The organism is Mycolicibacterium fluoranthenivorans (assembly GCF_011758805.1).
Taxonomy (GTDB): Bacteria; Actinomycetota; Actinomycetes; order Mycobacteriales; family Mycobacteriaceae; genus Mycobacterium; species Mycobacterium fluoranthenivorans.
The window spans coordinates 731,688-745,286 of the sequence record NZ_JAANOW010000002.1; the positions used below are offsets into that span (position 1 = coordinate 731,688).

Annotated in this window: 12 protein-coding genes; 7 read left to right on the plus strand and 5 right to left on the minus strand. The window is 69.5% G+C overall.

The genetic code is table 11. The features are described 5' to 3' along the window. Positions 1–11: 11 nt before the first annotated feature. The 3 genes from FHU31_RS21510 (at position 12) to FHU31_RS21520 (ending at position 4,334) form a co-directional block, all read left to right on the plus strand. A complete protein-coding gene (locus tag FHU31_RS21510; protein ID WP_167162275.1) occupies positions 12–1,082 on the plus strand; it encodes an NAD(P)H-dependent amine dehydrogenase family protein in 1,071 nt (356 codons plus the stop codon). Positions 1,083–1,153: 71 nt separating this feature from the next. After that, entirely contained in the window at positions 1,154–2,785 is a 1,632-nt protein-coding gene (locus tag FHU31_RS21515) for an Hsp70 family protein (RefSeq protein ID WP_167162277.1), read from the plus strand. Between the two features lie 10 nt (positions 2,786–2,795). Continuing rightward, entirely contained in the window at positions 2,796–4,334 is a 1,539-nt protein-coding gene (locus FHU31_RS21520; protein WP_263987756.1) for an acetolactate synthase large subunit, read from the plus strand. On the opposite strand, the gene FHU31_RS21525 is transcribed toward FHU31_RS21520, so the two are convergent. Then, the gene (locus FHU31_RS21525) at positions 4,331–5,425 is read right to left on the minus strand and encodes a class I SAM-dependent methyltransferase (protein WP_409371165.1); all 1,095 of its coding nucleotides are present in this window, start codon (positions 5,423–5,425) and stop codon (positions 4,331–4,333) included. The two genes, FHU31_RS21520 and FHU31_RS21525, sit on opposite strands and share 4 nt — an antisense overlap. Before the next feature lie 60 nt (positions 5,426–5,485). Between FHU31_RS21525 and FHU31_RS21530 the strand changes: the two genes are divergently transcribed. Further along, positions 5,486–6,214 (plus strand): SHOCT domain-containing protein, encoded by a 729-nt coding sequence (locus tag FHU31_RS21530; protein WP_167162283.1) that lies wholly within the window; start codon positions 5,486–5,488, stop codon positions 6,212–6,214. Here FHU31_RS21530 and FHU31_RS21535 read toward each other — a convergent pair. The 3 genes from FHU31_RS21535 to FHU31_RS21545 form a co-directional block, all read right to left on the minus strand. Next, complete coding sequence (locus tag FHU31_RS21535) at positions 6,211–7,572, minus strand: styrene monooxygenase/indole monooxygenase family protein (protein WP_167162285.1); 1,362 nt, start codon at positions 7,570–7,572, stop codon at positions 6,211–6,213. The two genes, FHU31_RS21530 and FHU31_RS21535, sit on opposite strands and share 4 nt — an antisense overlap. A gap of 419 nt (positions 7,573–7,991) precedes the next feature. Next, entirely contained in the window at positions 7,992–8,621 is a 630-nt protein-coding gene (locus FHU31_RS21540) for an MBL fold metallo-hydrolase (protein ID WP_167162287.1), read from the minus strand. Then, complete coding sequence (locus FHU31_RS21545; RefSeq protein ID WP_167162289.1) at positions 8,618–9,703, minus strand: S-(hydroxymethyl)mycothiol dehydrogenase; 1,086 nt, start codon at positions 9,701–9,703, stop codon at positions 8,618–8,620. The genes FHU31_RS21540 and FHU31_RS21545 overlap by 4 nt, the downstream gene beginning before the upstream one ends. 115 nt (positions 9,704–9,818) lie before the next feature. On the opposite strand from FHU31_RS21545, the gene FHU31_RS21550 reads away from it, so the two are divergent. The 3 genes from FHU31_RS21550 (at position 9,819) to FHU31_RS21560 (ending at position 12,137) form a co-directional block, all read left to right on the plus strand. Continuing rightward, complete coding sequence (locus FHU31_RS21550; protein WP_167162291.1) at positions 9,819–10,667, plus strand: chemotaxis protein CheY; 849 nt, start codon at positions 9,819–9,821, stop codon at positions 10,665–10,667. 21 nt (positions 10,668–10,688) lie between these two features. Then, the gene (locus tag FHU31_RS21555) at positions 10,689–11,513 is read left to right on the plus strand and encodes a serine hydrolase domain-containing protein (protein ID WP_167162292.1); all 825 of its coding nucleotides are present in this window, start codon (positions 10,689–10,691) and stop codon (positions 11,511–11,513) included. Positions 11,514–11,624: 111 nt separating this feature from the next. Then, entirely contained in the window at positions 11,625–12,137 is a 513-nt protein-coding gene (locus tag FHU31_RS21560; RefSeq protein WP_090353990.1) for a DUF3145 domain-containing protein, read from the plus strand. Here FHU31_RS21560 and FHU31_RS21565 read toward each other — a convergent pair. Beyond that, positions 12,134–13,582: a flavin-containing monooxygenase gene (locus FHU31_RS21565; protein ID WP_167162294.1), complete on the minus strand. Its 1,449-nt coding sequence runs from the start codon at positions 13,580–13,582 to the stop codon at positions 12,134–12,136. The genes FHU31_RS21560 and FHU31_RS21565 overlap by 4 nt on opposite strands. Positions 13,583–13,599: the final 17 nt, after the last annotated feature.

The window sequence follows — 13,599 nt, forward strand, 5'->3', positions numbered from 1 at the left end:
GAGGACGCGCGATGAAGCGAATCGTGGTGTGGGGTACGGGTTTCGTCGGCAGCATGGTGATCGCGGAGATCGTCAAGCACCCCTTGTTCGAACTCGTCGGGGTCGGGGTGAGCAACCCGGAGAAGGTGGGCCGCGATGTCGGTGAGATCTGCGGCCTGGACACCCTGATCGGGCTGACCGCCACCGACGATGTCGATGCGCTGATCGCACTGGCACCCGACGCGCTGGTGCACTACGGGCCGACCGCGGCGCAGGCCGACGCCAATATCGACCTCATCACCCGCTTCCTGCGGGCTGGTATCGACGTCTGCTCGACGGCGATGACACCGTGGGTGTGGCCGCACATGCGGCTCAACCCGCCGTCGTGGATCACGCCGATCGACGAGGCGTGCGCGGCCGGCGCGGCCTCGTGTTTCACCACCGGGATCGATCCCGGATTCGCCAACGACCTGTTCCCGATGACCCTGATGGGCCTGTGTTCGGAGGTGCGCACGGTGCGGGCGTCCGAACTGCTCGACTACACCAACTACACCGGTGACTACGAATTCGAGATGGGCATCGGCAAGTCACCGGACTACACACCGCTGCTGGAACATCGCGACATCCTCGTCATGTCCTGGGGTGCCACGGTGCCGATGATCGCCCATGCGGCGGGCATCACCCTGGATGAGATCACCACCACCTGGGAGAAGTGGGTGACCCCCGAGGACCGCAAGTCCGCCAAGGGGATCATCCAGGCCGGCAACGTCGCGGCGGTCCGATTCACCATCAATGGCCGATACCGCGGTGAGACTCGTATCCAGCTCGAGCACGTCAACCGGATCGGACTCGACGCGGCACCGGACTGGCCGACGGGTAACGACAACGACGTGTACCGGGTGGATATCGAGGGCACGCCCAGCATCTCGCAGGAGACCGCGTTCCGGTTCACCGACGGCTCCGGTCGCGATGCGGCGGCCGCGGGTTGCCTGGCAACCGGTCTGCGTGCGCTCAACGCCGTTCCCGCGGTGAATGCGCTGCCGCCGGGTTGGGTCACGGCGCTGGACCTTCCGCTGATTCCGGGGGCGGGCACCATCCGCTGACCAGCACCGAGTAACGCTGTCCCGGCAAATCCGGATGGACAACCCGATAGGGTTTGCCGAAGGCAGGTGTGATGACGGAGTCGGTTGGGCTGTCGGTGGGTGCCACCAATCTGGCGGCGGTGGCGGTGGGTCGGGCCGCGGTGACGCGGCCGGCCGTGCTGACGCGCGAGCGGGGCCCGGAGTTCACCGATTTCGTGGACCGTGTCGGCGACCCGGTGGGATTGGTGGCCGCCGACGGATCCACCCACCGCGCGGAGGCGGTGCTCACCGAGGCCCTGCGCGCGCTGCGTGCGGCGGTACCCGCAGGCGGGCACACCGGTATCAGTCACCCGGCGCACTGGCAGGACCGACAGGTCGACGCGCTGCGGGCCGCGCTGGCCGCTGCCCCTGAACTGCGTACCGCTCCGCTGTTCTCCGATGCCGGCACGGCGCTGACCGCGTTGGCCGACAATCCGGGGTTGCCGGCGCGCGGGGTGGTGGTGCTCTGCGACTTCGGCGGCACGGGCACGAGCATCACGGTGGCCGATGCCGCCAATGGCTATCAGCCGATCGCCCCGACGGTCCGCCACCTCGAGTTGTCCGGCGCGCTGATCGACCAGATGGTGCTCACCCAGGTGCTCGCCGGCGTGCCCGGCGCGGTCGATGCGGCCGGAACATCGGCGATCGGCTCGTTGACGAAGCTGCGGATGGCATGCCGGGCGGCCAAGGAACAGCTCTCCGGTGCCGCGGTGGCCTCGGTGGCAGTGGATCTACCTGGCCATCGCACCCAGGTGCGGATCACCAGGGACGAGTTGGACGCGGTGCTGCGCGCACCGTTGACCGACTTTCTCGCCGTCCTGCAGGACACGTTGCAGCGCAGCGGGATCCGGCCGGCCGAGTTGGTTGCCGTGGCCTCGGTGGGCGGCGGTGCGCGCATTCCCGCGGTCACGGCGGCACTGTCCGAACGGTTCCGGGCGCCGGTGGTGACGATGCCGCAGCCGGAGTTGGCAGCCGCGATCGGGGCCGGTATCCGGGCCGCCCGCGGACCCGCCGATGACGGCGCGACTGCGATGGCACCCCTGGCGGCGATGGCGGCCCCGGTGGGTGACCCGGCGATGTCGAGCACGTTCCGCGCCTTGGCCTGGTCCCAGGACGCCGACGAAGTTCCCGACCCGGAGCCGTTCGTCGTCGACAACCCGATCCCGCCCAGGCCCGAGGTGCATTTCACCGACGGCGAGGAACCGGCCGCCGAACCGGATCCCTGGTACCGGCGGCCCGCGCTGCTGCTGGGCACCGGGGCCGCCGTCGTGCTGGCGGGGTGTGTGGCCGCGGTCGTCTTCGTGATGCGCACCGATCAGGCGCAGACGCCCGCCCCCCAGACCACGACGGCCACGGCGACGGCGAACCCGGCCACGCAGTCGGCGGCCCCGTCGGAGCCGACGCCCGCGCAGGTGCCCGCCCCGGCGACCGAGGCGCCGGAGCAGACCCGGACCGTCACCCGGCAGGCGCCGGTCACTCAGGAGCCGCCGCAGCCCAGCACCGAGACGCCGGCGCCGGAGACCACCAGTGCGGCCCCGCCGCCGGCACCGTCACCCGAGCCGACCACCGAGGCGCCGGTGACGCAGCCGCCGTTCATCCCGACGATCCCGACCATTCCGCCGATCCCCACGATCCCCGGCCTGCCGCCGTTCATTCCGCAACCGGGGCAAGCGCTTCCACACTAGGGTGGAGCCGGTGAACACCGGTGCCGATGTGGTGATCGGCCGACTGCTGGCCGGCGGAGTCGAGGTCTGTTTCGCCAATCCAGGAACCTCGGAGATGCATTTCGTGGCGGCGCTCGATCACACCCCCGCGATGCGCGCGGTGCTGTGCCTGTTCGAGGGGGTGGCCACCGGCGCCGCCGACGGTTATGCCCGGATCACCGGCACGCCGGCGGCCACATTGCTTCATCTGGGCCCAGGATTGGCCAACGGCCTGGCGAACCTGCACAACGCGCGGCGCGCGCACAGCCCGGTGGTCAACATCGTCGGGGATCACGCCACGTATCACAAGGAGTTCGACGCACCGTTGGAATCCGATATTGAGGCGCTCGCCCGGTGGCCGGAAGGTCTGGTGTTCCGGCCCGCCGCCGCGGATGCCCTGGCGGTGTCGGTGGATGAGGCGATCACGGCCGCGGCGGGGCCGCCCGGGCGGGTGGTCACCGTGATCCTGCCCGCCGACTATTCCTGGAGTACCGCCGAGGTCCCGGTCGTCACGACACCCGAAGCGCCCATGCGCGACGACGTCGCCGCCGATATCGAGCCGGTGGCCGAACTGCTGCGGACCAGCGGTCCCGGCACCGCGTTGTTGCTCGGGGGTGCGGCGACCACGGAGGCCGGACTCATTGCAGCGGCACGCATTTCGGCTGCGGTCGGGGCCAGGGCACTGGTCGAGACATTCCCGGCGAGGCTGACCCGCGGGGCCGGTGTCCCACCGATCGAGCGGCTGGCCTACCTGGCAGAGCAAGCCGAGCAACAGCTCTCCGGTATCACCCACCTGATCTTGGTGGGCGCCCGTTCCCCGGTCGCGTTCTTCGCCTATCCGGGGAAAGCGAGCGGACTGGTACCCCGCGGCACGCAGATCCAGACGCTGGAGCCGGCCGACCTGGACCGGCTCGCCGATGTGCTCGCCGCACCCGCGCTCCCGCCCGCCGTGCAGCAGCCACCGGCGTTGCCCAGCGGCCCGCTCAACGTCGCCAACTGGGTGCAGGTCATCGGGGCGCTGCTCCCCGAGAATGCCGTCATCGTCGACGAGGCGAACACCAGTGGGGTGCTGCTGCCCGCGGCGACCGCGACGTCCCCGCGTCACGACGTGCTCACGTTGACCGGCGGCGCGATCGGGCAGGGACTGCCGGTGGCGGTCGGGGCCGCGGTCGCCGCCCCGGACCGGCCGGTCGTCGCCCTGCAAGCCGACGGCAGTGCGCTGTATACGATTTCGGCGCTGTGGACGATGGCGCGTGAACGGCTCGACATCACCGTGGTGATCCTGAACAACCATGCCTACGCGATCCTGCAGCTGGAGCTGGCGCGGGTGGGTTCGGCGGCCACCGGGCCGCAGTCGCGGTCGCTGCTGGATCTGGGCAATCCGGATATCGACTTCGTCGCCCTCGCAACAGGATTCGGCGTGCCCGCCAGCCGTGCGAGCACCGCCGAGGAACTGGCCGACCAGTTCCGGGTTGCGGTGGCCGAACCCGGACCGCATCTCATCGATGCGGCGATTCCCGCCTGGGGCTAGTACGTCTTCGGCCGCTTGTGCAGCACCACGACGGCCAGCGGGATCTGGATCTGCTCGGGTGCCGCCGCCAGCCGGGCCGCGACGCCGGCCTCGAGCGCGTCGGCGAAGACCGGCCGGCGGTCCGCCGGTAGCACCCCGGTCAACGCCGGGAACACCGCCGCTCGCATGAACGCCGCCCACTCCGCACCGAAATGCCGTGCATCGCCGTCGATCTGATATTGACGCCAGAACCGGTCCTCGGCGTCGAACACTTCGAGATGCTCGATCGCGAGTTGTTCCAGGCGCCCGGACGGAGCGAACGGCGAGTGGAAGTCGGCGGCGCGCCGGCCGGCGATGGGGATGTTCATCCGGCTCAGCTCGGCATCGGTGATCACGCCGCGGGCCGCCAGCTCGGTCAGTTCGGCCATCAACGCCTGAAGCACCGGCCGGTAACCGAACTCGCCGTCCTCGGAGACGGCCATGGTGAGCACCACCGCGCGCCCGCCTGGACACAGCTCACGGCCGCGGAACGCCACGAATTCATGCCAGTCGAACGCCGCCTGCTTCTGGTGTGCCGCGCGCACCTGCGCGTCGGCGCTGAAGGATGCGTGGATGTGATCGGGTACCGGGGCGGGCACCCGGCCCAGCCACAGCACCGACCAGGCCGACCAGCCCAGGTTCACACTGTTGGACGGGATGATCTGGGCGTAGTAGGACCGCCCGACCGCCGAGGCGTACGCGGCGGGGTCCTTCTTCAGGTAGCTGTCCGGATCCTCGGCGAGGATGTGGAACAGCGCACTGAAGTCGTTGTCGGGGACGTCGGTGTGCGTCACCATGATCGAGTGCTCGGTTCGGGTCCGCTGACGCAGGACCGCGATGGCGGCGGAGATCGGCAGCAGCGAGTTGTGCCCGTTGGCCGCGCCGTAGTCGGCCAGCACGATGGGCCGAGGGGCAGCGGGGATGGGTACCACCTGGGCGGCTTGCTCGAACAGGGTGATGGCCCGTTTCAGGCCGGCCGCCTGCAGCCGGGAACCGGCGGTATAGAACGCACTTCCTGGTGGAATCGGTCGCACCACCACACTGGACTCGCGGCTCGAACTGGACACCTTGATGACGGTAGTACGCCGTCGCGGTACGCACCTCCGGACGCCGGACATGACACACTTCGCCTCATGAGTGCCGCGACTGCGCCCAAACTGCTCACCGCGATCGCGGTGGTGACCATGATCGTGTCGGGTATCGCGTTCGTCGTGGCGCTGGTGCTCAACGCGTTCGTACTCGACAAGTACGACGCCTACGGCGAGGTGCCGATCCCGGGGCGCAGCACACTGCACCTTCCGGCGGGCGAGGTCAACATCAGCTTTCACACCCAGATCATCGGCAGCACCAGCGGCGGTGGACTGCCGATCCCGAACCTCAAGTTGCGTGCCGACCCGCCGGCCGGCGTGCCCGAGCCCGTGCTGACCGAGAACATCGGCACGACCACCACGGTCAACAACGATGCGCGGGTGCGGGTGTGGGTGGCCAGGATCGCCGAGGAAGGCGACTACCGCATCACCACCGAGGGCAATGTCAGCGCGTTCATCAGCCCGCGGCTGGCCTTCGGTCACGGTAGCCCGGTGCCCCACCTGCCCTGGTGGGCCGCCGCGGTGTTCGGCGTGGCCGTGGTGGACCTGATCATCGCGCGGGTGTGGGCCGCCAAGGTGCGCCGCCGTCCCGCTCCGGCGGGTATGGCGCCGACCTTCACCATCGACGCGGTGCCCGATTCCGGCGCCGTCTTTACCCCAACCGACGACGGCGTCCGCATTCAGCAGCTCAAAACGCTTGCCGCGCTCCGTGATTCCGGCGCGCTGACGAAGGACGAATTCGAATCCGAGAAACGCCGGCTACTGGGCTCCTAGACCGCGCTGAACGCCAGCCCGGAGCGCTGGAAGGTCCCTGCCGGCACGAAGCGGGCCAACAGCTCGTCGGCGGGTTCACCCGTGAAGTCGGTGATCAGCTGCTTGGCCGCGGCCTCGGAGGTCACGCTCTCGAACGGGCGTGGATCGTCCAGCAGGCCAAACAGTTTCGAGGCGAATCGGGCACTCCCGCTGGCCGCGGCGAAGAACAGGCCGCCGTATCCGGACAGTTCCGGATCAGCCAGGAACAACCGGGTCACCAGTTGGGCGGCCCGCGCCCGATGATCGTAGAACTCGTCGAACGCCGCGCTCAGCCAGGCCGCGTCGAACGGCCCGTCGTGGGCGGCGGCCTTGCGCACCAGCGCCGCCGACTGTACGAGACCGCCCTGGGCGCCCTGCCCGGCGATCGGGTCGAACGCCACCGCGGTGTCGCCGAGCGCGGCCACCGGGTGACCACTCGCGGTGTGCCCGACCGCGGTCCGCACCAGTTGGGTGACGGCTCCGGTCAGCCAGGAATGCGGATCCTCGTCGATGACCCGCAGGGCGGACACCTCGGGCAGATCCCAGTCGATGTAGTCGCGGTGCAGCCCGGTGGTGACCTGCAGTGCGGACCGGGCGCTGGTCACCGTGGCGAAGCGGCGTTCCCAGTCGCTGCCGGGCCGGGCCCAGCCCAGGAAGGCCCAGGTCGGCCCCGCGTCCTTGTGCAGGTAAGGCCCCCACCAGGATTCGCCCTGGTCGGTGACGACGGTGAACGCGTTGTGCGCCCCGCCGGCGGTGCTGCGGTGGGCGAAGATCTCCGGGCCATGCGGCAACCCGGTGACGGTGAACGCCAACAGGCTGCGTTGCGGTGCGTCGTACACCGTGCGCGCGGGATCGACCGGAAACAGTGACGACAGCCCGCCACGGCCGGTGGCCACCAGCGTCAGGTCGGCCTTGGCGGCAATGGCATCGAGGCGTTCCGGGTCGACCGGCTGCACCACGAACCGGCCGCCGCGCTGCTGGAACAGGGTGAGCCGGTCGTCGGCCTTGAGCCGGGTGTCGACGGCCACCCCGCGGGCACCGTCGAACCAGCCGTCGAACGCGACGTCCTCCGCGCCGTCGTTGAGGACCCGCACGCTCTGTCCGGTGGACAGCGGAGCGGTGGCCAGGTACGTGTTGAGCCCCAGACTCTCCTCGGCACGCTGTGCTGCCCCGAAGATCAGCGCGGTGCCGCTGGCCGGGATGCCGTCGCGCAACTGGGCCTGTTCCCGCTCGCTGTAGAGCGTGACGTCAAATCCGTTGTCCAGCAACCCCAGTGCCGCGGTCACGCCGGTCTGGCCGGCGCCGATGATGGCCGCGGAACGTGCACTCGATGTCGTCATGGCATGACTATCGGTGGACGGTCGGTGTGCCGGTAGGGACTCGCTCAGCGTGATCGCAAAGCGGGTCAGTGGCCGGGCTGTTGGGCCACAGCCCTCCGCACTGCTCGTTCCTCGCAGCGCTACGTCAGTGGCCGGGCTGTTGGGCCACAGCCCTCCGCACTGCTCGTTCCTCGCAGCGCTACGTCAGTGGCCGGGCTGTTGGGCCACAGCCCTCCGCACTGCTCGTTCCTCGCAGCGCTACGTCAGTGGCCGGGCTGTTGGGCCACAGCCCTCCGCACTGCTCGTTCCTCGCAGCGCTACGTCAGTGGCCGGGCTGTTGGGCCACAGCCCTCCGCACTGCTCGTTCCTCGCAGCGCTACGTCAGTGGCCGGGCTGTTGGGCCACAGCCCTCCGCACTGCTCGTTCCTCGCAGCGCTACGTCAGTGGCCGCGCGCCACCCATTCGTCGTAGTGCACCAGTTCGCCACCGATGGTGGTGGTGTCACCGTGCCCGGTGTAGACGACGGTCTCATCCGGCAGGGTGCCCAGCTTCTTGCTGATGGATTCCAGGATGGTGGGAAAGCTGGAATAGGAGCGTCCGGTGGCGCCGGGGCCGCCCTGGAACAGGGTGTCTCCGGAGATGACGGCATTGAGGGCGGGGGCTGACCAGCACACCGAGCCGGGGGAGTGCCCGGGGGTGTGCAGGGCGTGCAGCTCGATACCGCCTGCGGTGAGCACCAGGCCGTCGTCCACGCTGTGGAATTCCTTGTCCGGGTGGATCTCCCGCCACAGCATCTCGTCGGCCGGGTGTAGGAAGACCGGGGCGTCGAGGGTCTTGCCCAGTTCGGGGGCCACGGTGATGTGGTCGTTGTGGCCGTGGGTGCAGATGACGGCGACGACGTTGCGGCCGCCGACGGCCTCCACGATCGGCGCGGCGGTGTGGGCGGCGTCGAAGACGATCACATCTGAATTTTTTCCGCCGTCGCTCACAATCCAGATGTTGTTGTCGACATCCCAGGTGCCGCCGTCGAGGCTGAAGGTACCGCTGGTCACGACCCGCTGCACGCTCACAGGACGACGACCGATCGGAGTACCTCGCCGGCGTGCATCTTGTGGAAGGCGTCTTCGATGGCGTCGAGCCCGATGCGTTCGGAGACGAATTTCTCCAGCGGTAGCCGGCCCTGGCGGTAGAGGCTGATGAGGGTGGGGAAGTCGCGTTCGGGTAGGCAGTCGCCGTACCAGGAGGACTTCAGTGCGCCGCCGCGGGAGAAGAAGTCCACCAGCGGCATCTCCAGCGTCATATCGGGGGTGGGGACACCGACCAGCACCACGGTGCCGGCCAGGTCGCGGGCGTAGAAGGCCTGTTTCCAGGTTTCGGGGCGTCCGACGGCGTCGATGACGACATCGGCGCCGAACCCGTCGGTGAGGTCCTGGATGGTGGCGACGGGGTCGAGCTCTTTGGCGTTGATGGTGTGGGTGGCGCCGAAGCTTCTGGCCCAGTCCAGCTTTCGGTTGTCGGTGTCCACGGCGATGATGGTGCGGGCTCCGACCAGCGCGGCCCCGGCGATGGCGGCGTCCCCGACGCCGCCGCAGCCGATGACGGCGACGGTGTCATCGCGGCCGATGTTGGCGGTGTTGATGGCCGCGCCCAGGCCGGCCATCACTCCGCAGCCGAGCAGGCCGGCCACGGCGGGGTCGGCTTCGGGATCGACTTTGGTGCATTGGCCCTGGTGTACCAGGGTTTTGTCGGCGAAGGCGCCGATACCGAGGGCGGGGGTCAGTTCGGTGCCGTCGGTGAGGGTCATCTTCTGGGTGGCGTTGAAGGTGTCGAAGCACAGGTGGGGGCGGCCGCGTTTGCAGGCCCGGCATTCCCCACAGACGGCACGCCAGTTGAGGATGACGAAGTCGCCGACGGCGACGTGGGTGACGCCCGGGCCGATGGATTCGACGGTGCCCGCCGCTTCGTGGCCGAGCAGGAAGGGGTATTCGTCGTTGATGCCGCCTTCGCGGTAGGTCAGGTCGGTGTGGCAGACACCGCAGGCGGTGATGTCGACCACCACTTCACCGGGTCCCGGGTCGGGGATGACAATGTCGACCAGCTCGACGGGCTGCTTCTTGGACCGGGAAATCACACCGCGCACTGTCTGAGGCATGCGTACAACCTAATGCCTCCGCCAAAAAATGGAATGGTGTCCAAACAAATGTCCGGTTGCCGGTGGGAAGCGCGAAGGCGACACCGCGGCGCAGCTCGGCGCGTTACCGTGGGACATGGCGTCACAGTCTTCGTCGGCCGGAACGGGAGCCGACCTCCTCGTCATCGCGCGCTCGGCGTTCCGGCGCAGCGATTGGCACACGAGTTACGAAACCTTCGCGCGCGTCGAGGGCCTGCAGACCCTGGCGGTCGACGACTTGGCGGCCTACGCCGGCGCCGCGTGGCGGCAGGGCCACGGCCGCGAGGCCGTGCGGATCAACGAGCGGGTGCACGCGCTGCTGGTGCGCACCGATCCGGTGCAGGCCGCGGTCAAGGCCGCCGAGCTGGGGCTGGCCTGGCTGGCCCGCGGGCACGTGGCCGTCGCCGAAGACTGGGCCGACCGTGCCGCCCTGCTGCTCGCCGGAACCCCGGAGAGCGCCGCCCACGGCTACGTCGCCTATCTCACCGTCGTGCTGGCGTCCGACGACGACGCCGTCGCGGCCTTGCACGCGATCGCGGGTCGCGCCGCCGACCCGGCGTTGTCGGCGCTGGCGCGTGCCGCCGACGGTGTCGCGGCCCTGGCCCAGGGGCGCCACGCCGAGGGATACGCCCTCCTCGACGAGGCACTGCTGCCGGTGCTGGACGAGCGGCTGCCGATGGAATGGGCGGGCGACGTGTACCGGCGTGCGCTGCTCCTTGCCCGCGGGCATGCCGACGCCGCCCGGCTGCGGGCCTGGTCGGAGTCGATGCAGCGCTGGAGTGAGGCCACCGATGCCGCCGCCTACCGCGCCATCTGCAATGTGCTGCGGGCCGGCCTGGACGCCGAGCCGCCCGCGAGCCGGGTCATGGACCTGCGCCGGGTGATCGCGGAGGTCGACGCCGCGGTGGCCGGCCTGCTGGAGGATCTGCTGGTCGCGTCCCGCTGACGCCCGGCTAGATTGGCGCGGGTGAGCGCCCTCGACGCCCTGTCCGACTGGCCGGTGCCCGCCGCTGCCGCCGCGGTGGTGGGACCGTCCGGCATCCTCGCCGTCCACGGTGACGTCCGCCATCCGTTCCGGCTCGCATCGGTGACCAAGCCGCTCGTCGCCCGCGCGGCGCAGATCGCCGTGGAGGAGGGCGCCTTCGAACTCGACACCCCGGCCGGCCCGCCCGGGGCGACGGTGCGGCATCTGCTGGCGCACGCCTCCGGCGTGGCGATGCACAGTGCCGACGTGCTCGCGACGCCCGGAGCCCGCCGGATCTACTCCAACTACGGGTTCACGCTGCTGGCGGCGGCGCTGCAGGAGGCCACCGGGATCGAGTTCGGCGCCTACCTGCGCGAAGCGGTGTTCGATCCGCTCGTCATGGTCGATTCGGAGCTGGCGGGCGGGGCCGAGGCCGCCGGGTACGGCGGGCGGTCCACGGTGGCAGACCTGGCGGTGTTCGCCCGGGAGCTGCTGCGGCCCGCGCTGGTCTCCGCGGCCATGCATGAAGCCGCGGTGACGGTGCAGTTCCCCGGCCTGGCCGGGGTGCTTCCCGGGTTCGGGTCACAGCGGCCCAACGACTGGGGGCTGGGGTTCGAGATCCGGGACGGCAAGTCTCCGCACTGGACCGGGGCCCGCAATTCGGTGCGCACCTTCGGGCATTTCGGGCAGTCGGGCACGTTCCTCTGGGTCGATCCCGACGTTGACCTCGCGCTCGTGGTGCTCACCGACCGCGATTTCGGCGACTGGACCTACCCGCTGTGGCCGGCAATCTCTGATGAGGTCCTGAGAGAATTCGCAGCACACTAGCGCAACTGTGGCCCCACAAGGCACAATAGACACGCACGAAACAACTGCATCGCTTTGGTAACACCAGGTCGTTGGGGAAGACGTCCCTAGTGGAAGCCGAAGGAGCAGATGATGCGTGCGTCGAACCAGTTCGCCGATGCGACGACTGGCGTGGTTTACGTTCACGCCTCGCCCGCGGCGGTATGCCCACACGTGGAGTGGGCCCTTTCGTCGACCCTGTCGGCGCGGGCGAACCTGAAATGGACGCCCCAACCGGCCATGCCGGGGCAGCTTCGTGCTGTCACGAATTGGATCGGACCGGTCGGTACCGGCGCGCAGCTGGCCAACGCCCTGCGGTCGTGGTCGGTGCTGCGCTTCGAGGTCACCGAGGATCCCAGTGAGGGCGTCGACGGACACCGCTGGTGCCACACCCCGCAACTCGGCCTGTGGAGCGGTGCGATGAGCGCCAACGGCGACGTCATCGTCGGCGAGCAGCGTCTGCGCACGCTGATGGCCTCCGGCGCCGACACGCTGGCCGCCGAACTGGACACCGTGCTGGGTACCGCATGGGACGAATCGCTGGAGCCCTACCGCGGTGGCGGCGACACCGGCGAGATGACCTGGCTCAACAGGGGAGTCGGCTAGCTGACCCGGTAGTGCCCCGGGTCCGGTTCGGCCAACATCCGGGTGAGCGTGGCGCGGTCGAACGGCCACAGGTCGATGGTGCCCGCCTCGGTGAGATACCAGGAATTGCATCCGGTGTTCCACACGGTGGGGCCGATCGCGTCGGCGACCGCGGCATTGAACTCTTCGGTGGCCTCCTCGGTGACTTCCACCTCGGTGATCTCGCCGTCGCGGAACCGCGTGAGCCAGGCCACGATATAGCGGGCCGTGGTCTCCGCGGAGTACTGCAGGGGAATCGATCCGGTCGGTGAGTTCGGACCCAGCACCGTGAACAGGTTCGGGAACCCGGGGATCGCCGTCATCCGGTAAGCACGCGGACCTTTCACCCAGGCCTCGTCGAGGGTGATCCCGTCGCGCCCCACGATCGACATCGGCCGCATGTAGTTGTGCGCGTGAAACCCGGTGGCCAGCACCACCACGTCGACCTCGTGGTGCGCGCCGTCGGCGGTGCGGACACCGGTCGGGGTCATCTCCGTGATCGGATCACTCACCAGCAGGGCGTTGGGCCGGGTGATCGCGCGGTAATAGCTGCCCGACACCACCTGCCGTTTGCACAGCGGCTGGTAGTCGGGGGTCAACGTGGCCCGCAGGTGTGGATCGCGGATCTGGGCCCGCAGGCTCAGCCGGGCATAGGCCTGCACGGCGCGACGACGCCACGACGGCGTGGTCACGACATCGGCGAGGATGTTGGACATCCACTGCAGGCGGTCGAAGGTGAAGGCGTGCAACGCCGGCCAGCGCCGCAGTGCCGTCGTCAGTGCCCGAGGTTGGCGCAGCCACATCGGCGCCCACAGGATCCACTGCGGTGACCGGGCGAAGTGCAGCACCGCGGCGGCCTCGGGTTGCAGCGCCGAGACCACCTGCACCCCGGTCGAACCCGTGCCGATCACGGCGACGCGCTTGCCGCTGGTCTGGATGTCGGGATCCCATCGCGCGGTGTGCACCACCGGGCCGGCGAACCGGTCCATGCCGGGGATGTCGGGGATGAACGGATGGTGCAGCACCCCGGTCGCGCACACCACGAAATCGGCGGTCATGGTGTCGCCGCCGGAGGTGGTGAGCAGCCAGCTGCCGTCTTGGTAACGCGCCGCGGTGATCTCGGTGTTCAGCCGCAGGTGTGCGGCCAGCCCGAAGCGGTCGACGATCTCGCGGTGATAGCGCTGGATATCGGGACCGGTGGCCCACAGATGGCTCCACGCCGGGTTCGGCGCGAAACCGAATTGATAGATCTGCGAGGGCACATCGCAGGTGAGACCCGGATAGCGATTCCAGTGCCAGACGCCCCCGACGTCGGAGCCCTTCTCCACCACTGTGAAATCGGTGAAACCGGCTTGGCGGAACGTATGCGCGGCAGCGATCCCAGCCATCCCGGCACCGATGATGACGATACGGACTCTGCGGGTCATCGGGCCTACCTTTCAGA

What these genes read in the sequence shown, in the direction of transcription:
- FHU31_RS21560 (WP_090353990.1), top strand. Translation starts at nt 11,625, where the DNA reads ATGCGTGCGTCGAACCAGTTCGCCGATGCGACGACTGGCGTGGTTTAC.
- FHU31_RS21550 (WP_167162291.1), top strand. Translation starts at nt 9,819, where the DNA reads ATGGCGTCACAGTCTTCGTCGGCCGGAACGGGAGCCGACCTCCTCGTC.
- FHU31_RS21535 (WP_167162285.1), bottom strand. Translation starts at nt 7,572, where the DNA reads ATGACGACATCGAGTGCACGTTCCGCGGCCATCATCGGCGCCGGCCAG.
- FHU31_RS21545 (WP_167162289.1), bottom strand. Translation starts at nt 9,703, where the DNA reads ATGCCTCAGACAGTGCGCGGTGTGATTTCCCGGTCCAAGAAGCAGCCC.
- FHU31_RS21510 (WP_167162275.1), top strand. Translation starts at nt 12, where the DNA reads ATGAAGCGAATCGTGGTGTGGGGTACGGGTTTCGTCGGCAGCATGGTG.
- FHU31_RS21565 (WP_167162294.1), bottom strand. Translation starts at nt 13,582, where the DNA reads ATGACCCGCAGAGTCCGTATCGTCATCATCGGTGCCGGGATGGCTGGG.
- FHU31_RS21530 (WP_167162283.1), top strand. Translation starts at nt 5,486, where the DNA reads ATGAGTGCCGCGACTGCGCCCAAACTGCTCACCGCGATCGCGGTGGTG.
- FHU31_RS21515 (WP_167162277.1), top strand. Translation starts at nt 1,154, where the DNA reads ATGACGGAGTCGGTTGGGCTGTCGGTGGGTGCCACCAATCTGGCGGCG.